We start from the raw sequence: 19,367 nt of genomic DNA, 5'->3' as shown, positions 1-19,367 counted from the left end.
GTCAGCGCCTCCGGCCGAACAGCCGTGCCCGCGGGCGGCGCGCCGGGGCATCCTCCAGGGCGCCGCAGCGCGCGGCGAGCTCCCCCATCGCCCGGGCGACCGGATGGGCCGGGCGTTCCGCGGCGAGCGGGACGCCCCGGTTGACCGACAGCGGCACGTCCCGCGAGGACGGCATCAGCACCGATGTCGGCTGTCCCAGCGCCTTCTCCACGTCGGCGACGGTGAGGCCGACCTCGGAGTCGGCCCGGTTCAGCAGGATGTGCCGGCGCTCGGCCGGGTACTCGAGCATCTCGAAGGTGTTGAGGGTCAGCCGGGCGCTCTTGAGGGCGGGCAGGTCGGGGGTCACGACCAGGACGAACCAGTCGGTGCGGTCGAGGGCGGCCAGCACCTGGTCGCTGACGTACGGCGGGGTGTCCACGACGACGTAGTCGTACATCGTCGTCAGCACGCCGAGCAGTTCCGTCACCAGCTCGCGGTCCACCTGGTCGCCCTCGGCGGGGCCGGCCGGGGCCAGCAGCGCGTCGATCCCGGGACGGTAGGACGTGACGAGGGAACGTACCCCGTCCTCGTCCAGCCGGCCGGCCATCGCGACCGCGTCCGCCAGGCCCCGCTCGGGCGGCAGTTGCAGCAGGATGCCGACGTCGCCGAACTGCAGGTCCAGGTCGACCAGGCACACCCGGCGCCGGCCACCGGCGGCCAGGGTGACGGCCAGGTTGGTGGCGACCGTGCTCTTGCCGACCCCGCCCTTGCCGGCGAAGACGGTGATCACCTGGGCGCCCGTGACCGGCGCGGCCGGGCTGAGCCGGCGCGTGAGGTCGAGGGACCGCGCGCAGGCGGCGTCCACGGCGTCGCGGTCCCCGGCCGCGACGACCTCCCGGACGCCGGCGCGCATGGCCTCGGCGAGCACGTCCACCTCGACGCGGTCGCGCAGCAGCACGACGCCGAGGGAGGGCCGCTCCACGCGCTGCCGGGCGGTGAAGGCGAGAGCCTCGTCGAGCGGCACGCCGGGGCCGAGCACCACCAGCGGGGCGTCGGGGCGCTCGGCCAGCACCGCCGGCAGCTGCGACGGCTCGGCCACGGCGCAGTCGGGCTCCGCCGAGCCGGGGTAACCGGACCGGGAGGCGGGGTCACAGTAGATGGTCATCAGCGGCGCCCCGTCACGGAAAGAGAGAGTTGTTGTCGACGCCCTCGTCGGGCTGGACGGTGGCCGTGTCGTCCAGCAGCGCCAGCGACAGCACGCCGGTCAGCGAGACGTGGAGCAGCTTCTCCGCCTCCTGCTGGGTCACCGCGACGGTGACCAGCATCCCGGCGGCGGACTTCGGGCCGCTCGAGCCGGCCGGCGCGCTCGGCTGCGCCGTGGGGGCGTCGCCGGCGGTCACCGCCCCGGCGGCCCCGCGCTCCCCGACGGCGATCACCTCGACGCGGGGCAGCAGCATGCGGGTCGCCTGGTTGTACTCGTGGCCGCTGCTCAGGCCGTCGCCCGCCGGGACGCGACCGCGCCCCTCGCGCATGGTGAAGGTGGTGAAGACGGCGACCCGCGAGCCGGGGCGGACGTAGCCGGCGACCCGGGCGGCGGCGGTGACCTGCACGCTCACGGCCAGCTTGCCGTCCGGTACGGCGAGGCCGCCGGTCACCTGGCTGGGCTCGGCGAACATCCCGCGCAGCAGCAGCTGGCTGGGCAGCAGGTCGGCGGTGAGCACCAGGCCGTCGAGCCGGGCGTCCACCTCGCCGAGCGCGGTGCCGGGGACGGTGCCGGCCGGCATGGCGACCTTCTCGGTGTACCCGCCGGCGCGGATGCCGGCCGCGGTGGTGCCGGCCGGGATGCGCCGCGTGCTGACGAGCACCCAGACCGCCTCCCGGCCGGCGAGTGCCCGCTGGTCGGCGCCGCGCACGTACGCGACCACCGCCAGGCAGCCCACACCCGCCAGGACGGCCGCCACGAGGACCGCGAGAAGCCGCCGTCTCATCCCTGTACTCCCTGCTCGACTCAGCCGACGAGGTTGACGATCGCGGTGCCCAGGTCGGGCCCGCCGATCTGCGCGCCCGTGGTCCGGACCAGGCCGCGCACGAAATAGCCGTAGAGGCACCGCTCGGAGCCCCCGCACCGCCGCAGGCCGGTCAGCCAGGACGGTGCCGAGAAGCCGGAGAGCTCGTACCCGGTCAGCACGAACGACGTGAAGCCGGCCAGGTGGTAGGTGATCCCCGCCCCCTGCGACCGGACGGCGTCGTAGACCGGGATCAGCACGACGGCGGGCGTCTCCCAGGCCTGGCGCAGCGCGTCGCGGCACGGCTGCGACGCCGAGTTGCCGGTGTTGCCGCCGAAGGTGCCGTCCGTCTCGACCGTCACCGCGCAGGACCCGGACGGGTCGTCGAGCCACCCGAACCCGCCCGGCCGGTCCCAGCCGGACGGACCGGCCGGGCAGGTGCTCGCGCCGGCGCTGTCCTTGAGCCGGATGACCTGCTCCGCCTCCCGCGGTGGCAGGCCCGCCGACGGGGCCGGCCAGAACGCCGTGCCGTCGTGGGTGAGCTCGCGCCACTCGCAGATCGAGAACGTGACGGCGAAGCCCTCGGCCACCCGGGGCGGCCCCCAGGCGACCCGGGCGCAGGCGCCGACCGTCGTACCGTCGTCCTGGCCGGTCAGCGCCCGGGCGAACACGGACGGCAGCACGGTCGAGCCGTCCGGCAGCCGGGTCTGCACCCGCACCTCCGCGTACGGGACCGCGGCCGGAACCGTGCCCAGGCAGCTCGTCCGGTTGGTGGCCGGGGCCGGGCACGCGGGCAGGCCCGGCCCGGTGCCGCAGATCTCGGTCACCGTCGCGGCCGCGTCGGCGGCGTTGCCGTCCGCGTACGCTCCCGCCGTGCCGCTCTGCCCGGCGCACCCGGCGGGCGTCAGGACGCAGCCCTCGGCGACCGCCCAGGCCGCCGCGTCGGCGCCGCTCTGCAGCTGCTCCCGCTCGGCGTAGAGGCGACCGACGTCGACGACGACGGCGGCCACGCCGAGCAGGACGCCGGTCCCGAGCAGTATCGCGACGAGCGCGGTGACCGCGCCGTCGTCGCCGCGGCCCGGCCGGCGCCGGGTCGTCATCCGACGCATGGCATGACCCCTCGGGCGACGATGGTGAGGGACCCGTCCGAGCGTCCGCCGAAGAATCCCATCAGGGAGCCCAGCGGCGTCACCGGGCGGAAGGCGTGCGACACGCGGACCACGGCGTCGGCGCCGAGGTCGCCGTCGCACGCACTGATGTCCAGGGCGTCGACCGTGAGCGGTCCGGCGGCCGACGTGACGCGGGTACGCCCGTCGAACCCCAGGGCCGCCGCCCTGGCTCCCTCGCGGGCCGCCTCGGTCAGCGTGATCTGGGCGTTCAGCGCACGACCGAAGTCGATGATCCCGAAGAGCAGGAGCAGGAGCAGGGGCAGGACCAGCGCCATCTCCACGGCGGCCGCCCCCTGGTCGCCGGGGGCAGGCGTGGCGGGAGAGGTGCGCCCGCCACGCCCCAGCCGGCTCACGGCGTCGGCGCCTGCACCTGATCGGCCACGCCGCCGAACATGCCGCTGAGGTTGTCCCCGAGCAGGATCACCGCGCCGATGATGACGACCGCGATGAGAGCCACCATGAGGCCGTACTCCACGGCCGTGGCTCCCTCGTCGTCGCGGAGTTCGGGGTTGAGCAGAGCCTGGAGGAAACGAACGAGCATGAGAACTCCTTGGACGATCCGGCGTGCCACCCCCATCGCGGGGTGTTGCGCCTTGCAGTCGTCCAGGCACTCTCAGTTATGAGCTTTTTTTGAGGAATTATCCTCAGATCGAGGAAGCTGAATGCCCCCGCGGGGACCGCTACGGTGGGACCATGCCGCCGATCCGCGTCCTCCTGGTCGACGACCACGAGATGGTGCTGCACGGCGTGTCCGCCATGCTGTCCCGGTTCCCCGACCGGGTGCAGGTGATCGGGACGGCGAGCGAGCTGCCGGGCGCGGTCGGCGCGGTCACCGACGACCGGCCGGACATCGTGCTCTGCGACGTCCGGCTGCGCCGGGCCAGCGGACTGGACGTCTGCAAGGCGATCCGGGACGTCGACGCCGGGGCGAAGGTGGTCTTCCTGACCGTCTACGACGACGAGCAGTACCTCTATCAGGCGTTGCGCGCGGGTGCCTCCGGCTACCTGCTCAAGCGGGTGGACGCGCACGAGCTGGTGCGCCATCTGGAGAACGTGAGCCTCGGTGAGGTCGTCATCGATCCCAGCCTCGCCGGCCGGATCGCCAGCTCGGCCGCGCATCTGCAGAAGGGCGAGTTCTGGCCCGGCGCCCGCCTGGGCCTCACCCAGCGCGAGAGCGAGGTGCTCGCCCTGCTGGTCGGCGGCTTGTCGAACAAGGCCATAGCGGCCCGGCTGGTGGTCAGCGACGACACCGTGAAGACCCACGTGCGGGGCCTGTACCGCAAGCTGGGAGTCCGGGACCGGGGCGGCGCGGTGGCGACCGCGCTGCGCGAGGGTCTGTTCCACTGATGGATCCGGCGACTCCCGACCGGGACGCGCTCGTCGCCGCCGCCGCGCGCTGGGTGACCAGGGAGCCGGCGCTGACCGTCGTCCTCACCGAGGTCGCGCGCCTGCTCACCGAGGCGCTCGGCGCCGACGGCTGCCTGGCGTTCCTGGTCGAGAACGGCGGCGACCTGGTGCTGGCGGCGAGCCATCCGGCGCCGGTCACGGCGGGCGCGCCGCTGCGGCTGCCCGCGGGGTTCGGCATCGCCGGCCGGGTGGCGGCCGAGGGGACCCCGGTCGCCCTGGTGGACGACCACCCGCGCCACCCCCGGCACCGCGAGCTGCTCGGCCTCTCCCCCGGCCAGCCGGTGTCGCGGCTGTACGTCCCGGCGCGCCTGGCCGGTGGCCCGAGCACCGCCGTTCTGGCCCTGCACAGCCGTACCCGGCGCGAGTTCGGCCGGCTCGAGCGCGACGCCGCCCAGCGGGTCGCGGACCTCGTCGGCCTGCGCGCCTACGTCGCCGCCGCGCTGACGACGATGCGCGAGCACCGCGACGAGTGGGACGCGGTCGTCGCCAGCGCCGTCGCCGCCCAGGAGGCGGAACGCCGGCGGGTGGCCGCCGACCTGCACGACGGGGTCACCCAGGCGATCGCGAGCCTGTCCTTCCACCTGTCGGCGGCGGACGTGGCGCTCGGCGACGGGGACGTGGGGTACGTCGCCGAGCAGGTCACGGCGGCCCGGTCGCTGGCCGACCTGGCGCTCGGCGAGACGCGCAGCGCGATCACCGGGCTGCACAGCCCGGTCCTGGACGACCAGGGGCTGGCGGCCGGCCTGGCCGCCATGGCGCGCGGCGTGCGGGGCCCGCGGATCGAGGTGGACGCCACGGACTTCCCGCTGCCCGGCCATGTGAGCACCTCGTTGTTCCGCATCGCCCAGGAGTCGGTGCAGAACGTCGTCAAGCACGCCGGGGCCGGCCGGGCCGTGATCCGCCTGACCCGGCACGGGCACATGGTCATGCTCCGCATCACCGACGACGGGACGGGATTCGACGTGCCGGGCAGTCCCGGATTCGACGTGCCGGGCAGTCCCGGATCCGGCTACGGGCTGAGGACGATGGCGGAACGCGTGCACCTGCTCGGCGGCCGGCTGCGCATCGAGTCGCGGCCGGGCGCCGGGACCACGGTGGAGGTGACGGTCCCCAACGTGTGCTAGGCACGCCGGCGCCGCTCCATCAGCCGCAACACCATCGGCGTCAGGATGAGCTGCATCGCCAGCTCCATCTTCCCGCCGGGTACGACGATGATGTTCGGCCGCGACATGAACGAGTCGTGCAGCATCGCCAGCAGGTACGGGAAGTCGATGCCCTTGGGATCGGCGAAGCGGATCACGAGGAAGCTCTCGTCGGCCGTCGGGATGTAGCGGGCGATGAACGGGTTGGACGTGTCCACAGTGGGAACCCGCTGGAAGTTGATGTGCGTCCGCGAGAACTGGGGACAGATGTAGTTCAGGTAGTCCGGCATCCGGCGCAGGATCGTGTCGACGACCGCCTCGCTGCTGTAGCCACGGGCTGTCCGGTCGCGGTGCAGCTTCTGGATCCACTCGAGGTTGATGATCGGTACGACGCCCACGATCAGATCGGTGTGCCGCGCGACGTCGACCTTCTCGGTGACGGCCGCGCCGTGCAGGCCCTCGTAGAACAGCAGGTCGGTGCCGGCCGGGATGTCCTCCCACGCGGTGAAGGTGCCCGGCTCCTGCCCGTACGGCGCGGCCTCCGTCTCGTCGTGCAGGTATCTGCGGATCTTGCCGGAACCGTTCTCGCCGTAGCCGCGGAACAACTCCTCCAGGTCCTCCAGGAGGTTGGCCTCCGGGCCGAAGTGGCAGAAATGATGGTTGCCCTCGGCCCCCGCCCGGGCCATCTCGGCCTGCATCTGCGTACGGTCGAAGCGGTGGAACGAGTCACCCTCGACCACCACCGGCGTGATCTCCTCGCGACGGAAGATCTGCTGCATCGTCCTGGTGACCGACGTGGTGCCGGCGCCGGACGAGCCGGTGACGGCGACGACGGGATGTCTGACGGACAAGGCCTGACCTCTTCCGGATGCGTCACGAACGGAACAGCGAGCGGGTGTTGAACAGGGAGAAGTCGTCGTCGTGCAGGTCGACGCGGTCGCGGTGGTAACGCTCGATGCGCTCCACCTCCCGGCGCGAGCCGAAGATCAGCGGCACGCGGTCCCCGAGGCTGCCGGGCACGCAGGTCATCAGCCGCTGCCGGCCGGTGCTCGCCAGGCCGCCGGCCTGCTCGACGACGTACGCGATGGGGTTGGCCGCGTACAGCAGGCGCGGCCGGTGCGGGAGTCCCTCGCCGCTGTCGTCCGGGTCGAGGAAGACGCCGCCCCGGGTGAGGATGCGGAACGTCTCGGCGACCAGGCAGGCGACCCAGCGCATGGTGAAGTCGCGGTGGCGCGCCCCCGAGCGGCCGGCCAGGCACTCGGCGACGTAGCGCTTCACGGGCGGTTCCCAGAACCGCTCGTTCGAGGCGTTGATGGCGAACTCCTCCGTGCTCTCGGGTATCCGCATGTGTGGATGCGTGAGGATGAAGGCACCGATGTCGCGGTCCAAGGTGAAGCCGTCGACGCCGTCGCCGGTGGTGAGCACCAGCACCGTCGAGGGCCCGTAGAGGGCGAACCCGGCGCAGACCTGGGCGACGCCCTGCTGCAGGAAGTCCGCCGCGCTCGCCGGCGCGTGGGGGTGGGGACTGCGCAGGATGGAGAAGATGGTGCCCACGGGGATGCCGACGTCGACGGTGCCGGAGCCGTCGAGCGGGTCGAAGAGCAGCAGATACTTGCCCCGCCGGTAGGGCTGCGGCACGGGGTAGACGTCCCCCGTACGGTCGGAGCTCATGGCCGCCAGATGGCCGGTCCACTCCGTCTCGCCGACGATCACCTCGTTGCTGATCCCGTCCAGGTTCTTCGGGGCGCCGACCAGCGCACCCTTGTTCACCTGGTTCGCGATGATCTTCACCGCGGTGCTGATCGCGTTCAGCAGGCCGGAGAAGTCACCGGTCGAGTCGCGATGCCGGTGCTCCTGCTCGATGGTGTAACGGGTCAGCGTCTTGTGCGCCTCCGGCACGGCGGGCCCCCTCTCGGCGTTGGAGGCGACCGTAGGACGGATGACGCCGTGCGGGCCTCACCCGCACGGGGGGCCACGGGGGTGAGTGTGCCGGGCGCTCAGCCGCGGGCCGGCGCGCGCCGCGGCCGGAACGCCAGCTCGCCGGCGCCGTCCGGATCGGTGAGGTGCTCGAGGAACAGCGCCGCGGTGGCGGTGGGGCTCGCGGTGGTGACGGCGTGCCAGGGGCGGTCCAGCGGGGTGCCCCGCACCGGCACGCGTTGCAGCGACCCCTGCCGCAGGTGCTCGGTCACGGCGTCGGCGGACACCAGCGTGACGCCCAGGCCGAGGGCCGCCGAGGCCACGACGGCGCCGTGCGAGCCCAGCGCCAGGGTCGGCGGCGCCACCTGCAGCGCGTCGAGCAGCGCGAGGGTGGTGTCGCGGGTTCCCGAGCCGGGCTCGCGCAGCAGCCAGGTCACGGTGGACAGCTCCGGCACCCGGCCCGGCGCGGCCACCACGATCAGCGAGTTCGGCCGGGTCGCCCGGGTGGTCAGGCCGCGGCCCGCCCGGGGCCGGCCGCCGATGACGAGGTCGAGTTGGTGGTCGGCCAGCAGGGCGGACATCCGGTCGCGGACGCCGACGTCGAGGGTCACCTCCACCCGCGGATACCGGGCCCGGAAGGAGGCGAGCAGCCCCGGGACCAGGTATTCGCCCGCGGTCGTGACCGCGCCGAGGCGGACCCGGCCCCGCTCGGGGTCGCCGCTGCGCCGGGCGGCGTCCAGGCCCTCGTCGATGAGGCCGAGGATGCGCCGCGCGTAGCCGGCGAAGATCCGCCCGGACTCGGTGAGGCGCAGGCCGCGGCCGTGCCGCTCGAACAGCACCACGCCGGCCTCGCGGTGCAGGGCGGCCAGCGCGGCGGACACGGCCGACTCGGTCACCGACAGCCGTTCCGCCGCGGCGCGCGCCGAGCCGTGCTCGACGATCGCCAGAAAGGTCTGCAGCCGGGCCGGGGTCACGGCGCCACCATAGTCAAGCATTCGCTCATGTGTCCATGGCAAACACTCGCTAGACGGCTCAAGGCGCCGGCGGCCATTGTGGAAGGACCGAGCCCGGCCGACCGGGCCGAAGCGGAGGAGGCGACGTGACCGAGCCGGACCGATGGGACCCGGGCGTGCACAGCTACGCCAGCATGGGCTACTACGACGCCGACTACCGGCCCAAGGACACCGACGTCCTGGCCGTGTTCCGGGTGACCCCCCAGCCGGGCGTCGACCCGGTGGAGGCCGCGGCGGCGGTGGCGGGCGAGTCGTCGACGGCGACCTGGACCGTGGTGTGGACCGACCGGCTCACCACGCACACGCACTACCAGGCCAAGTGCTACCGGGTGGATCCCGTTCCCGGCCGGGAGGGCGAACACCTGGCCTACGTCGCCTACGACATCGACCTGTTCGAGGAGGGCTCGATCGCCAACCTCACCTCGTCGATCATCGGCAACGTGTTCGGGTTCAAGCCGCTGAAGGCGCTGCGCCTGGAGGACATGCGCATCCCGGTGGCGTACGTGAAGACCTTCCAGGGCCCCGCCCACGGCATCGTGATGGAGCGCGAGATCCTCAACAAGTTCGGCCGCCCGCTGCTGGGCGCGACCGTCAAGCCGAAGCTGGGCCTCTCGGCGCGCAACTACGGCCGGGTGGTCTACGAGGCCTGCCGCGGCGGCCTCGACTTCACCAAGGACGACGAGAACATCAACTCGCAGCCCTTCATGCGGTGGCGGGACCGGTTCCTCTACGCGATGGAGGGGGTGAACCGGGCGATGGCCCAGACCGGCGAGATCAAGGGTCACTACCTCAACATCACCGCCGCGACGGTCGAGGACATGTACGAGCGCGCGGAGTTCGCCAAGGAGCTGGGCAGCGTCGTCGTGATGATGGACCTGACGGTGGGCTACTCGGCGATGCAGTCGATGGCCCACTGGGCCCGCCGCAACAGCGTGCTGCTGCACCTGCATCGCGCCGGCCACAGCACCTACACCCGGCAGAAGACGCACGGGGTCAGCTTCCGGGTGATCGCCAAGTGGTCGCGGCTGATCGGCGTCGACCACGTCCACGCCGGCACGATCGTGGGCAAGCTGGAGGGCGACCCCGCCACCACCAAGGGGTTCTACGACACGCTGCGCCTGGGGCACGTCCCGGCCGAGCACGGCAACGGGATCTACTTCGACCAGGACTGGGCGAGCCTGCCCGGCGTCATGCCGGTCGCCTCGGGCGGGATCCACGCCGGGCAGATGCACCAGCTGGTCGACCTGCTCGGCGAGGACGTCATCCTGCAGTTCGGCGGCGGCACCATCGGTCACCCGCTCGGCGTGGCGGCCGGCGCCGAGGCCAACCGGGTGGCGCTGGAGGCCGTCGTCAAGGCCCGCAACGAGGGGCGCAACCTCCTCAAGGAGGGCCCGGACATCCTGCGGTCCGCCGCGCAGCGCAACCGGCCGCTGGAGGTGGCGCTCGCCACCTGGGGCGACGTCACGTTCGACTACGCCGCCACCGATGCCCCCGACGCCGTTCCCACGGCAAGCGTCTAGGAGCCGACATGTACCTGCGCCATGGAGCGTTTTCCTACCTGCCGGAGCTGACCGACGACGAGATCGCCGCGCAGGTCCGCTACGCGCTGCTGAACGGCTGGCCGATCTCGGTGGAGTACACCGACGATCCGCACCCCCGCAACGTCTACTGGGAGATGTGGGGCCTGCCGATGTTCGACCTGGCCGAACCCGACGGCGTGCTGCGCGAGATCAACGAGTGCCGGGCCACCTTCCCCGGTCACTACGTCCGGGTCCTGGCGTACGACGCGCGGCTCGGCCGGCAGACCACCGCGCTGAGCTTCGTGGTGCAGCGCCCGGCCGAGGAGCCCGGCTTCCGCCTGGACCGCACCGAGGACAGCAACCGGGTGCAGCGGTACAGCGTGCATTCCTACGCCACGGAGGCACCGGCCGGCGCCCGCTACGGCCGCGGCGGAGACGGGTCGCGGTGAGCGCCTCCGCAACCGGCTTCTCGATGTACCGGCCGGGGGCCGCCCCCGCGAGCGGCGCCCCCGCTCCGGCGGAGGCGCCGCCGGAGCCGCTCCTCGGCCCCGAGGCGAAGGTGGACATGCAGGCGGACGAGGCCGCCGCCCGGGTCCGGGCCGTGCTCGCCGCCGTCGACGCGGAGCTGGTCGGGCTCGCCGGCGTGAAGCGGCGGATCCGGGAGATCGCGGCGCTGCTGATGGTGGACCGGGCACGCGCGCGGTTCGGCCTGGAGGCCAGCAGGCCCTCGCTGCACATGAGCTTCGCGGGCGGGCCGGGCACCGGCAAGACCACCGTCGCGCTGCGGATGGCCGAGATCCTGCACGCCCTGGGCTATCTGCGCGCGCCGCGGGTGCACCCGGTCACCCGCGACGACCTGGTCGGCCAGTTCATCGGCCACACCGCCCCCAAGACCAAGGAGGCGCTGGCCAGGGCGGCCGGCGGCGTCTTGTTCATCGACGAGGCCTACTACCTGTACCGCCCGGACAACGAACGCGACTACGGGCAGGAGGCGATCGAGATCCTGCTGCAGGAGATGGAGTCGGCCCGCGCCTCGCTGGTGGTGATCTTCGCCGGTTACGAGGACCGGATGGAGACGTTCTTCTCCTCCAACCCCGGCCTGAGCTCGCGGGTGTCGCACCACATCCAGTTCGAGGACTACGCCACGGACGAACTGGCCGAGATCGCCGAGCTGATGCTCACCCGGGACGCCTACCGCTTCACCGAGGGCGCCCGGGAGGCGTTCCGCGAGTACCTCGACCGCCGGCGGACGATGCCGCGCTTCGCGAACGCGCGCAGCGTCCGCAACGCCCTGGAACGGGCCCGCCTCCGGCAGGCCAACCGGCTGGTCGCGCTCTCCGGCCAGGTCGGCCGCGACGACCTGATGCTGATCACCGAGGAGGACGTCCGGCGCAGCCGGGTGTTCACGGATCCGCCGGACCGGGGCTGAGCCGTCGTGCGGGCGCCCCGGCACAGGGCGCCCGCACGACCTCGGGTCACCGGTACAACCGGTGCTCTTCTCTCCGCCTGACGTGCAGGACGGTCTGACGCGACGGAACGGCCGGCGATCCGGACCGGCCGGCGCCCGGCGGTCGCATCGGTGCGCCCCAGGCGCTCAGGACGGCGACGATGTCGTCCCATACGGTCACAGTGGTCATCGACAAACGGAACTCTCCCCCGTGAGTGTTCTCGGCTGCGGGACGCTGCGGTGCTGCCTTCGCGTCGGTGATACGAGCTCCTCCCTGGACGAGCGGCGGTGGCCGCGGCGACCAATGTGGGCCAGGGAGGCGGCACGCACCAGCGGGCAGCCGCAAGATTGAGGGAGAACGCGAATCCGGCGCTCCGGGCTCGCCTGAAGATCAACAGCCTCGATATGCTTTAGGGGCGATCACGGTCCGCGCAGTAGCGCAGGACCACGATCCCGCTCTTGCCGACCGGGGTCGCCTCGAGCAGCGTCAGTCGCCGCGGATCGAACGGGCCGCCGACGAGCGGGACGCCTCCCCCGGCGAGCACCGGGTTGAGCTTGACCACGAACTCGTCGATCTCCGCCCGGACGGCGGCGGCGAACGCGCCGCCGCCGCACAGCCAGATGTCCATGCCGGGCTGCTGCTTCAGCTCGCGCAGGTAGGACACCGGGTCGCCGGCGACGACGGTCACCGCCGGGTCGGTGGCCGGGTCCAGCGTCCGGGAGAACACGTACTGGCGCAGGTGGGCGTACGGGCTGGTGACACCGGCCGCCAGCGCGGGCTCGTAGGTGCCGCGCCCCATGACCACGGTGTCGAAGGCCTGGTGCGGCGCGGTGATGCCGGACTGCTCCCGCACGGCGGTGGGCAGGGTCTCCGGAAAGCGCGCAGTGATGAACGCTCCCAGCTCCGGATCCACCGGCCCGAAGAACTCCCAGCTCCCGTCCGGTGCGGCGATGAAACCGTCGAGGGTGGCGGCCACGTAGTACACGAGCTTTCGCATCTGGACTCCCCATCAACCACTATCGTTGTCGTGGTTGAAACTACATCAGCTGTAGTGGTCAGTGCTAGCCTCTTTCCGTGGCAAAGAATCCGGAGCGCCGCCGGCTGCTGGCCGACGCCGGGCTGCGCGTGCTCGCCGAGTCCGGCGCCCGCGGCCTCACCCACCGCGCCGTGGACGCCGAGGCGGCCGTACCCGTCGGCACGGCGTCGAACTACTTCCGCTCCCGCGACGCCCTGCTCGGCGCCCTGGGCGAGCGGATCATGGAGCGGTTCGCACCGGACGAGGCGGTGCTCGCCGGGCTCGCCACCCGGGAGCCGGGCCGCGAGCTGTTCGTCGACTACCTGCGGTACATCCTGGAGCGCACCACCGCGCATCCCGAGCTGACCCGGGCACTCATCGAGCTGCGCCTGGAGGCGGCCCGCCGCCCCGGGCTCGCCGAGATCCTCGGCGGGACGCTGCGCCGCCACTACCGCGACGACGTCGCCTTCCACGAGACCACCGGGCTGCCCGGCGGGGCGGCCGAAATCGCGCTGCTGCACTACGCCATGGACGGCCTGCTGCTCGACCTGCTGACGACCTCGATCGGTGCCGACCTCTCCCCCGACGACGCCGTCACGGCGTTCGTCGACCGGCTCGTCCGCTGACCCTCGCCGTGGCCCACAGGGGCCTCAGGTGTCCACCCCTGCGGAGGATCCACGCGGCGATCAGCGCCACCGTGGCGGCGAGCTCGGCGACCCAGGTGACGACGAGCCAGGGATGGCCGAGACGGACGAGGACCAGGGGCGCGGACGCCACCAGGGACAGCAGGCTCGTCCCGTAGATCAGGATCGGCGTTCCCACCAGGATGGACGCGGTGAAGCTGGAACCGCGCTCGTACGTCCTGATGAAGTCCTCCCACTGGAAGGTGTCCCCGCCGGCGAGCATCTTCGCCTGAGGTGCGAGGACGTCATGGATGTACTCGCCGATCATCAGGATGCTGCGGTGCTGCTCGTAGTACGCGATCCCGAAGATGATGCTCGCGGTCGGCACGATGGCGAGAAGCATGGCGGCCGTCAGCAGCGACGCCGCGGTGCCGGCCGCGAACTGGCTCGCCGCCACGCCGCCGAGGGCCATCGCGGTCGTGAAGTTGAGCCCGGCGATCGCCTGTTGCACGTTGGTCCGGCTGAACTGTTCCTGCCGCAGATTGCCGAACTCGGCGATCAGCAGGTCCTTGGCGGGTCCGGACGCGACGGACGGATCGGTCACCGCTCCCGCGCCCCCGGGAGACGCCGCCCGCCGTCGGTGGCCCCCGGCAGCAGGCCGCGCAGGACGGCACGGGTGTAGGCGGCGATGGTGTAGCCGTCGCTGATCGTCGCGTCGGCGATCAGCGACGCGAGCTCGTCCGGCGTGACGATCCGGATGGCGTCGATGCCCTCCTCCGCGTCCGCCGCGGACGGCGTCTTGGTGACCTCGGCCAGGAACAGCCGCACCGCGGTGGTGGTCGCGCCGGTGTCCGGGTAGTAGCTGCCCAGGTCGTGGACGGCGGCGGCGGCGACGCCGATCTCCTCGCGCAGCTCGCGCCGGGCGTCCTCGACCGGGTCGGCGACGCCCGGCGTGCCGAAGCCCCGCGGGATCTCGAGGTGCCAGCTGCGGGTGCTGTGCCGGAAGTGGTGCAGCAGCACGATGCCCTCCGCCACCCGCGGCAGCACCACGACGCCGGACGCGTTGCCCGGGCTGATCGTGCGCCCGTAGGTGCCGTACCTGCCCGACCTGGTCCGGACCGCGTCGCGCACGATCGTGGTGTACGGGTCGGCGAAGACCACGCCGGTCTCGGCCATGCTGGCGGGCATGCCGGCCCTGGCCAGGTCGGCGGCCTGGGCCCGCTCGGCCGCCTCGACCTCCGCCGGCTCGGTGAGGATCTCGAACGCCGCGCCGGGCGGGTTCACGAACAGCTCCGGAAAGGACTCGCGCAGGCTGGCGTACGTCGACCGGCGAAAGCTCTCGTCCACCGCGTGCCTCCCGTGTCTGGGCTCATGGTCACGCTAGCCGATCGATCGCGCCCGGCGGGCGGACGAACCGACCGGACGGGTGAATATGGACGTCCGTCCCTTCAGGCGGCGAGGTCCGCCTCGCTAGGTTGGCGGGGCAGGAGACACCGACCGGTCCCCCATGGCGACGCGAGGTGGGCGTGTACAGCGATCGCATCAAGGACTTCGCCGACAAGTTCCACATCGACGACCTGATCCTGCGCTACGACGTGGACTTCGACATCCCGCTGCGCCACGAGTACGCGCTCGGTGTGCTGCGCATGGTGGAGGCGTTCCGCCCCGTCTCGTCGCACGACCTGCCGGCGGTCGCCCGGCGCGTCGGCGCGCACTGGTGCGACATCGTCCGGTCCGACATGGTCTACGACCACTGGGCCGCGCTGCGCATGATCGAGGCGTCCGCGGACGACGCCGCGGCGCTGCTGGACGTGGTCCGGGCCGATCCGCACGCCGGGGGCTTCCTGGCCTACGTGACCGCGCGCTGGCAGGACATGACCGGCAAGATCCGGTACCGCCTGGGCGGCTACACCCGGGCCCGGATCGCTTTCGAGACCGCCGTGTCCGTCGCCGGGCGGCACCGGCTCTGGTGGTGCCTGCCCGACATGCGCAGCAACGTGCACCGCGGCCGGTACGAGGAGTCGCGGCAGAGCGGCGCCCCGCACATCGAGACGCTGATCGAGTCCCTCACCGCGGAACGGGAGCGGATCCTGCGCGACGCCGCCGAGCACGGCGTGGCGACCGGCGACATCGATCGCGACGCCCCGATCCAGCATCGGGAGTACCTGCGCGGCTACTCAAGCGTGCTGCACAACCTGGCCCTGGCGCTCAAGGACAAATCCGTACGCGACAAGTCCCCGGACGACGCGCGGCAGTCCCTCGCCGTCTCCGAGGAGTCGATCCGGATCTCCCAGGCGCTCGGCGACCACTTCCGCATCTACCAGTCGCTCAACCACCAGGCGCTGCTGGACCCCGAGCGCGCTCCGGAGCTGTTCCACCGGCTCGCGCAGGGCCCGTACGTCCGCGGGCGCCTGATCGCGCGCCAGCACCTCGCGATCCGCAAACGCGGCATGGAGAGCGTCCGCGAGCTGCGTACGCTCATGGAGGAGCTGATCAGCGCCGCGCGGGCGCACGGCAGCACCGGGCTCGACATCCACGTCGCCGCCATCACGATGGACCAGTACGCCGCCGCGGTGGCCGAGGTCGCCGGGGGCCTGGACGACGCCGAGCGGATCCGGCTGACCGACGACGTGGCGGAGAAGCGGTTCCTGATGGCGGAGTCCGTCCGCCGGGTGGTGGCGATGCCGGCCTACAAGCAGGCGTACTCCCGCACGATCCGGCCGAGCTTCCTGGAGCGGATCGCCGACCGCATCGCGTCGTCGGCCGCCACCGGCGAGGCCGGCACCGCGCGCGCGGAGGAGGCGTTCGGCCTGGTGGAGGCCTCGTCCGCCCGCGAGCTGCTCGACATGCTCTCCACCGCCGCCATGCCCGAGCTGCCGCCGCTGCCGCGGGTGTCCGCCGAGCCGGCGAAGTGGGAGATCCCGGCGGCCGCGGAGGCGGCGATGGCGGCCGAGCGGGGCCCGGAGGCGGATGCCGCGTTGGCCGTCGCGGGGCCGGGGCGGCGGCGCACGGTGGTCCGCCGCGGCGCGGTACGCCGGGCGGGCGGCGACGTCCGGTCGGCGGACCGGTCCGAGCTGGCCCGCCGGGAGACGGAGTTCGAGGAGGCTTTCCTCCAGCACCCGATCGAGGGCACCCCGGCGGACGCCGAGATCGCGCACCGGGTGCGGATGTTCACGGTGAACAATCCGGACACCTGCGTGGTGCGCTACTTCGCGTACGGGCCGGCCGCACCCGCGTTCCTGGGCGCCTTCGTGTTCCGCGACGGCGACATGCAGCGGGTCACCGGCATCCCGTACGCCGAGGTGGAGACCCTGGCGCAGGAGATCACGACGGACCATGCCCCGGCGCGGGCGCAGTGCGAGGCGATCTGGCGGACGCTGCTGGCACCGGTCTGGGACCACGTGCGCCACCCGGCCGAGCCGGGCCACCTGGTGCTGGTCCCCACCGACGCCCTCTTCGCCATCCCGCTGCACCTGGCCTGGGCGCCGGAGGCGGACGTGCCGCTGGCCGCCCGGCTGCCGATGTCGCTGTCGGTCAGCGCGACGGCCTTCGTCAGCCGGGGCCGCAGCTTCCTGCGCCGTCAGCCGGTGAGCACGGCGGACGACCTGGCCGCCATCGTGATCGCGGACGAGGAGGCGCTCGGGGGCCGCCGCGGGGTGTCGGGCGGGGAGCTCCTGGACAGTGGATGGCAGCCGGAGCACATGATCGTGCTGGGCGCGCGCAGCCCGGGCCTGTCGGGCGTGCGGCGGTTCTTCGCCGCGGACACCGAGGGTTTCCGGCAGCTGATGCAGGCCAAACCCGAGTTCTTCGTGTACGCCGGCCACGGCGGCTACGACCCGCAGTTCGCGCAGCTCGGCCCGTACCTCGACCTCAACGGCACCTACCTGACGCAGTACGACGTGGCGCTGCGGCTGCGGCTGCCCCGCAACAAGCTGACCGTGCTCGGCGCCTGCCTCGCCGGGCAGGGGGCCAAGACCGACAGCGGCGAGGTCTCCGGCTTCCTGCGGTCGCTGATCGCCGCCGGCGCGGGTGCCATCGGCATGCCGCTGTGGAGCGTCGAGGACGGCGCCATGATCCGTACGGTGGGCCCGCTGCTGGCCGCGAGCCGCGCCGCGGTCTCCTCCGGAGCCGGCGTCTACGACCCCGTGCAGGCCCTGCACGAGCGATACCGCCATGTGGCGGGGCTCGGCCTGCGACCGGAGGTGCTGACCGAGTACATGCCGTTCTGTCTATATCTTTGAGCATCGGCGCAGGGGACGGAGACGTCATGCTGGATCGGCCCGAAGACATCGCGCGCAAGGTGCGGCTGCTCCTCGACGCGAAGCTCCGGCCGGAGGACTGGGCCGAGGTGAGACGCCTCGCCCGCGAGTTCGCCGACGCCCGGGAGCGCGGCGGCAGCCTGGAGGCGGTCGCGATCAACCTGGAACACCTGCTGGACCTGCGCAGGCTGCGCGGGCACGCCAACCCCGACATGGCAGACCCGTCGCTGCAGGAGGCGGACGAGGACACCCACGAGGTCATGGTCCGCATGATCCGAGCGGGCCAGCGGCCGGAGGTGGCCGAGCCGCGCCGCCCGACCCCGGCGGAATGAGCGGGGCGCTGCACCGGCCGGCCGTGGTGACCCACGCCTTCTTCCCGGCCCGCAACGTGATCGGGGAGCCCGGGTCCCCGGCCCGCAAGGCGGTCGAGCGGATCTGGGAGTGGGCGGGCCGGCAGCGCTACCGGGAACCCATCGGATCGTGGCCGGCGTCGCTGTCGCTGCCGGACCGGACGACGGAACGGGACTCGCTGACGGTGCTGGCCGGCGCGGCCCGGACGACGGCGGGCCGGGCCCGGGAGATCCTCGTCTACCAGGTCCACGACGTCATCGGCGTCAGCGCCGTGGACGCCACCCGCTGCCGCTGCGCCGCGTGGCCGGAGTTCGACCTCGGCTGGCTCGATCTCGTCGGAGCCGGCGACCAGCCGCTCGGCACCGCCCAGATCTACTCGTGCCTGGTCCGGCGCGGCACTTCCGCCGCCGGGGCCGGCCGCCTCGCGCCGGCGGCCCGGACCGGATCGTGGTGGCAGCCCACGCCGGGGATGCTCGTCGCCGAGCTGCACACCGCGCGGGCACGCCACCGAGGGCTGTTCGCGGTCGCCCCGGCCGAGGCCACCCTCGACGAGTGGCTCTGGACCAGCCCGGGAGCCGGCCTGCCGGCGCTGACCCGCTACCTGCTGCAGGCCGCCCAGCTCCGCCACCAGAATGCGGAACTGCGCGGCTTGCGCCCGCGGTTCACCGCCGTCGCGGAGAAGATCGACGAGCATTGCACGGCCATGCGCACGGCACTCGCGGGCACGGACGTGCCCCTGGCCCGCATCCTCGAGGCCGACCAGGCCCTCACCCGGCTCAGCACCGACCAGGGCGGCGTCGTCGAACAGCTCACCCTCGTGCGCGCGATGACCGGCACGGTCGAGGCGATCACGCACAACCTGGAGGCGGTCGGCCGCATCGGCGCCGCGGCGCGGGGCCGGGAGTCGCGCGAGCTCGCCCCGGCGGACCGCCGGATGGCCGACCGCACCCTCGTCCAGCTCCGCACCGAGGAGGCCTACCTCGCGGCCGCCCAGCTCAAGGCCGCCGAGCAGAGCCGGCTCGCCGCGGCCGTGGTGACCACCCGCCTGGCCGAGCGCAAGGCCAGCCTGACCCTGCTGCAGACCGCCGTCATCGGCGCGGTCCTCATGCTGCTCGCCGCGGTCCAGAGCCTGGAGTACGAGGTGCCCCTGCCCGCCCGCCTCCAGCCACCCACCATCGCCCTGCTCGCGGCGATCGCCCTGGCCCTGCCGTCCGCGGTGCTGCGCTGGCCCCGGGGCGCCGATCACAGCCCCGGCTGGGCCAGGCTCGACATTCTGTTCGCGGCCCTCGCCGGAGGGGCGCTCGGCTGGCTCGTCCTCTCCCTGATCTCCTGGTTCACCGACCGGCCCCGCACCCACTGGCAGTCCGACGGCCGGACCACCGCCGCGGGCGCGGTCGTGGCGGCGGCGATCGGCGGTGTGCTCGCTCTCGCCCGCTGGCGCCATCTGCGACAAGAGGCCACCACCTCGATAGATTGATGGTTATCGCTGAAGCTGTCAGGATGGGCCGATGACTGGTG

20 protein-coding genes are annotated in these 19,367 nt (G+C 72.9%); 9 read left to right on the top strand and 11 right to left on the bottom strand.

Going from position 1 to position 19,367, the window contains the following annotated elements; translation table 11 throughout:
• Position 1 precedes the first annotated feature (1 nt).
• Genes IEY99_RS25915 through IEY99_RS25895 form a run of 5 tightly spaced genes read right to left on the bottom strand, consistent with a single transcriptional unit; the run spans position 2 to position 3,695 of the window.
• Positions 2 to 1,144, bottom strand: coding sequence for a CpaE/TadZ family protein (locus IEY99_RS25915; protein ID WP_189206681.1), 1,143 nt, complete (start codon positions 1,142 to 1,144; stop codon positions 2 to 4).
• 13 nt (positions 1,145 to 1,157) lie between these two features.
• Positions 1,158 to 1,967, bottom strand: coding sequence for a Flp pilus assembly protein CpaB (cpaB, locus tag IEY99_RS25910; protein ID WP_189206680.1), 810 nt, complete (start codon positions 1,965 to 1,967; stop codon positions 1,158 to 1,160).
• A 20-nt stretch (positions 1,968 to 1,987) separates the two neighbouring features.
• Positions 1,988 to 3,085: a pilus assembly protein TadG-related protein gene (locus tag IEY99_RS25905; RefSeq protein ID WP_189206679.1), complete on the bottom strand. Its 1,098-nt coding sequence runs from the start codon at positions 3,083 to 3,085 to the stop codon at positions 1,988 to 1,990.
• The gene (locus IEY99_RS25900) at positions 3,082 to 3,507 is read right to left on the bottom strand and encodes a TadE/TadG family type IV pilus assembly protein (RefSeq protein ID WP_229799245.1); all 426 of its coding nucleotides are present in this window, start codon (positions 3,505 to 3,507) and stop codon (positions 3,082 to 3,084) included. Before IEY99_RS25900 ends, IEY99_RS25905 begins: the two co-directional genes overlap by 4 nt.
• Positions 3,504 to 3,695 (bottom strand): Flp family type IVb pilin, encoded by a 192-nt coding sequence (locus IEY99_RS25895; RefSeq protein ID WP_189206678.1) that lies wholly within the window; start codon positions 3,693 to 3,695, stop codon positions 3,504 to 3,506. The genes IEY99_RS25900 and IEY99_RS25895 overlap by 4 nt, the downstream gene beginning before the upstream one ends.
• Positions 3,696 to 3,847: 152 nt before the next feature.
• Here IEY99_RS25895 and IEY99_RS25890 point away from each other — a divergent pair, with 152 nt between their 5' ends.
• Positions 3,848 to 4,501 carry a response regulator gene (locus IEY99_RS25890; RefSeq protein ID WP_189206677.1) on the top strand — a complete coding sequence of 218 codons (654 nt, stop codon included), beginning with the start codon at positions 3,848 to 3,850 and terminating at the stop codon, positions 4,499 to 4,501.
• Complete coding sequence (locus tag IEY99_RS25885) at positions 4,501 to 5,685, top strand: GAF domain-containing sensor histidine kinase (RefSeq protein WP_189206676.1); 1,185 nt, start codon at positions 4,501 to 4,503, stop codon at positions 5,683 to 5,685. Before IEY99_RS25890 ends, IEY99_RS25885 begins: the two co-directional genes overlap by 1 nt.
• Here IEY99_RS25885 and IEY99_RS25880 read toward each other — a convergent pair.
• The 3 genes from IEY99_RS25880 to IEY99_RS25870 all read right to left on the bottom strand — a co-directional run bounded on the left by IEY99_RS25880 (position 5,682) and on the right by IEY99_RS25870 (position 8,615).
• Positions 5,682 to 6,554: a phosphoribulokinase gene (locus IEY99_RS25880; protein WP_189206675.1), complete on the bottom strand. Its 873-nt coding sequence runs from the start codon at positions 6,552 to 6,554 to the stop codon at positions 5,682 to 5,684. The genes IEY99_RS25885 and IEY99_RS25880 overlap by 4 nt on opposite strands.
• A gap of 22 nt (positions 6,555 to 6,576) precedes the next feature.
• Positions 6,577 to 7,602, bottom strand: coding sequence for a class 1 fructose-bisphosphatase (locus tag IEY99_RS25875; protein WP_189206674.1), 1,026 nt, complete (start codon positions 7,600 to 7,602; stop codon positions 6,577 to 6,579).
• A gap of 98 nt (positions 7,603 to 7,700) precedes the next feature.
• Positions 7,701 to 8,615: a LysR family transcriptional regulator gene (locus tag IEY99_RS25870; RefSeq protein WP_189206673.1), complete on the bottom strand. Its 915-nt coding sequence runs from the start codon at positions 8,613 to 8,615 to the stop codon at positions 7,701 to 7,703.
• A gap of 104 nt (positions 8,616 to 8,719) precedes the next feature.
• Here IEY99_RS25870 and IEY99_RS25865 point away from each other — a divergent pair, with 104 nt between their 5' ends.
• From IEY99_RS25865 to IEY99_RS25855, 3 genes are read left to right on the top strand one after another with little or no spacing between them, the layout of a single operon-like run.
• Complete coding sequence (locus IEY99_RS25865) at positions 8,720 to 10,153, top strand: ribulose-bisphosphate carboxylase large subunit (RefSeq protein WP_189206672.1); 1,434 nt, start codon at positions 8,720 to 8,722, stop codon at positions 10,151 to 10,153.
• Between the two features lie 8 nt (positions 10,154 to 10,161).
• On the top strand, positions 10,162 to 10,602 hold the full coding sequence (locus tag IEY99_RS25860) for a ribulose bisphosphate carboxylase small subunit (protein ID WP_189206671.1): 441 nt from the start codon (positions 10,162 to 10,164) through the stop codon (positions 10,600 to 10,602).
• A complete protein-coding gene (locus tag IEY99_RS25855; RefSeq protein WP_229799244.1) occupies positions 10,599 to 11,582 on the top strand; it encodes an AAA family ATPase in 984 nt (327 codons plus the stop codon). The genes IEY99_RS25860 and IEY99_RS25855 overlap by 4 nt, the downstream gene beginning before the upstream one ends.
• Before the next feature lie 428 nt (positions 11,583 to 12,010).
• On the opposite strand, the gene IEY99_RS25850 is transcribed toward IEY99_RS25855, so the two are convergent.
• Entirely contained in the window at positions 12,011 to 12,598 is a 588-nt protein-coding gene (locus IEY99_RS25850) for a dihydrofolate reductase family protein (protein WP_189206670.1), read from the bottom strand.
• 77 nt (positions 12,599 to 12,675) lie between these two features.
• Here IEY99_RS25850 and IEY99_RS25845 point away from each other — a divergent pair, with 77 nt between their 5' ends.
• Entirely contained in the window at positions 12,676 to 13,242 is a 567-nt protein-coding gene (locus IEY99_RS25845; RefSeq protein WP_189206669.1) for a TetR/AcrR family transcriptional regulator, read from the top strand.
• On the opposite strand, the gene IEY99_RS25840 is transcribed toward IEY99_RS25845, so the two are convergent.
• Positions 13,211 to 13,843, bottom strand: coding sequence for a hypothetical protein (locus IEY99_RS25840; RefSeq protein WP_189206668.1), 633 nt, complete (start codon positions 13,841 to 13,843; stop codon positions 13,211 to 13,213). The genes IEY99_RS25845 and IEY99_RS25840 overlap by 32 nt on opposite strands.
• Positions 13,840 to 14,586 (bottom strand): NUDIX hydrolase, encoded by a 747-nt coding sequence (locus IEY99_RS25835; protein ID WP_189206667.1) that lies wholly within the window; start codon positions 14,584 to 14,586, stop codon positions 13,840 to 13,842. Before IEY99_RS25835 ends, IEY99_RS25840 begins: the two co-directional genes overlap by 4 nt.
• Positions 14,587 to 14,765: 179 nt before the next feature.
• On the opposite strand from IEY99_RS25835, the gene IEY99_RS25830 reads away from it, so the two are divergent.
• The 3 genes from IEY99_RS25830 to IEY99_RS25820 are packed head-to-tail and all read left to right on the top strand — an operon-like array spanning position 14,766 to position 19,326.
• Positions 14,766 to 17,480 (top strand): CHAT domain-containing protein, encoded by a 2,715-nt coding sequence (locus IEY99_RS25830; protein WP_189206666.1) that lies wholly within the window; start codon positions 14,766 to 14,768, stop codon positions 17,478 to 17,480.
• Between the two features lie 26 nt (positions 17,481 to 17,506).
• Positions 17,507 to 17,830 (top strand): hypothetical protein, encoded by a 324-nt coding sequence (locus IEY99_RS25825; RefSeq protein WP_189206665.1) that lies wholly within the window; start codon positions 17,507 to 17,509, stop codon positions 17,828 to 17,830.
• Positions 17,827 to 19,326 carry a CATRA conflict system CASPASE/TPR repeat-associated protein gene (locus IEY99_RS25820; protein ID WP_189206664.1) on the top strand — a complete coding sequence of 500 codons (1,500 nt, stop codon included), beginning with the start codon at positions 17,827 to 17,829 and terminating at the stop codon, positions 19,324 to 19,326. The genes IEY99_RS25825 and IEY99_RS25820 overlap by 4 nt, the downstream gene beginning before the upstream one ends.
• Positions 19,327 to 19,367: the final 41 nt, after the last annotated feature.

Origin of the sequence: Couchioplanes azureus, assembly GCF_014648355.1 — a bacterium.
In the GTDB taxonomy this organism is placed as follows: Bacteria; Actinomycetota; Actinomycetes; order Mycobacteriales; family Micromonosporaceae; genus Actinoplanes; species Actinoplanes azureus.
This window is presented reverse-complemented; position numbering and strand designations above follow the sequence as displayed.

What these genes read in the sequence shown, in the direction of transcription:
- IEY99_RS25915 (WP_189206681.1), bottom strand. Translation starts at nt 1,144, where the DNA reads ATGACCATCTACTGTGACCCCGCCTCCCGGTCCGGTTACCCCGGCTCG.
- cpaB (WP_189206680.1), bottom strand. Translation starts at nt 1,967, where the DNA reads ATGAGACGGCGGCTTCTCGCGGTCCTCGTGGCGGCCGTCCTGGCGGGT.
- IEY99_RS25905 (WP_189206679.1), bottom strand. Translation starts at nt 3,085, where the DNA reads ATGACGACCCGGCGCCGGCCGGGCCGCGGCGACGACGGCGCGGTCACC.
- IEY99_RS25895 (WP_189206678.1), bottom strand. Translation starts at nt 3,695, where the DNA reads ATGCTCGTTCGTTTCCTCCAGGCTCTGCTCAACCCCGAACTCCGCGAC.
- IEY99_RS25890 (WP_189206677.1), top strand. Translation starts at nt 3,848, where the DNA reads ATGCCGCCGATCCGCGTCCTCCTGGTCGACGACCACGAGATGGTGCTG.
- IEY99_RS25885 (WP_189206676.1), top strand. Translation starts at nt 4,501, where the DNA reads ATGGATCCGGCGACTCCCGACCGGGACGCGCTCGTCGCCGCCGCCGCG.
- IEY99_RS25870 (WP_189206673.1), bottom strand. Translation starts at nt 8,615, where the DNA reads ATGCTTGACTATGGTGGCGCCGTGACCCCGGCCCGGCTGCAGACCTTT.
- IEY99_RS25860 (WP_189206671.1), top strand. Translation starts at nt 10,162, where the DNA reads ATGTACCTGCGCCATGGAGCGTTTTCCTACCTGCCGGAGCTGACCGAC.
- IEY99_RS25850 (WP_189206670.1), bottom strand. Translation starts at nt 12,598, where the DNA reads ATGCGAAAGCTCGTGTACTACGTGGCCGCCACCCTCGACGGTTTCATC.
- IEY99_RS25825 (WP_189206665.1), top strand. Translation starts at nt 17,507, where the DNA reads ATGCTGGATCGGCCCGAAGACATCGCGCGCAAGGTGCGGCTGCTCCTC.
- IEY99_RS25820 (WP_189206664.1), top strand. Translation starts at nt 17,827, where the DNA reads ATGAGCGGGGCGCTGCACCGGCCGGCCGTGGTGACCCACGCCTTCTTC.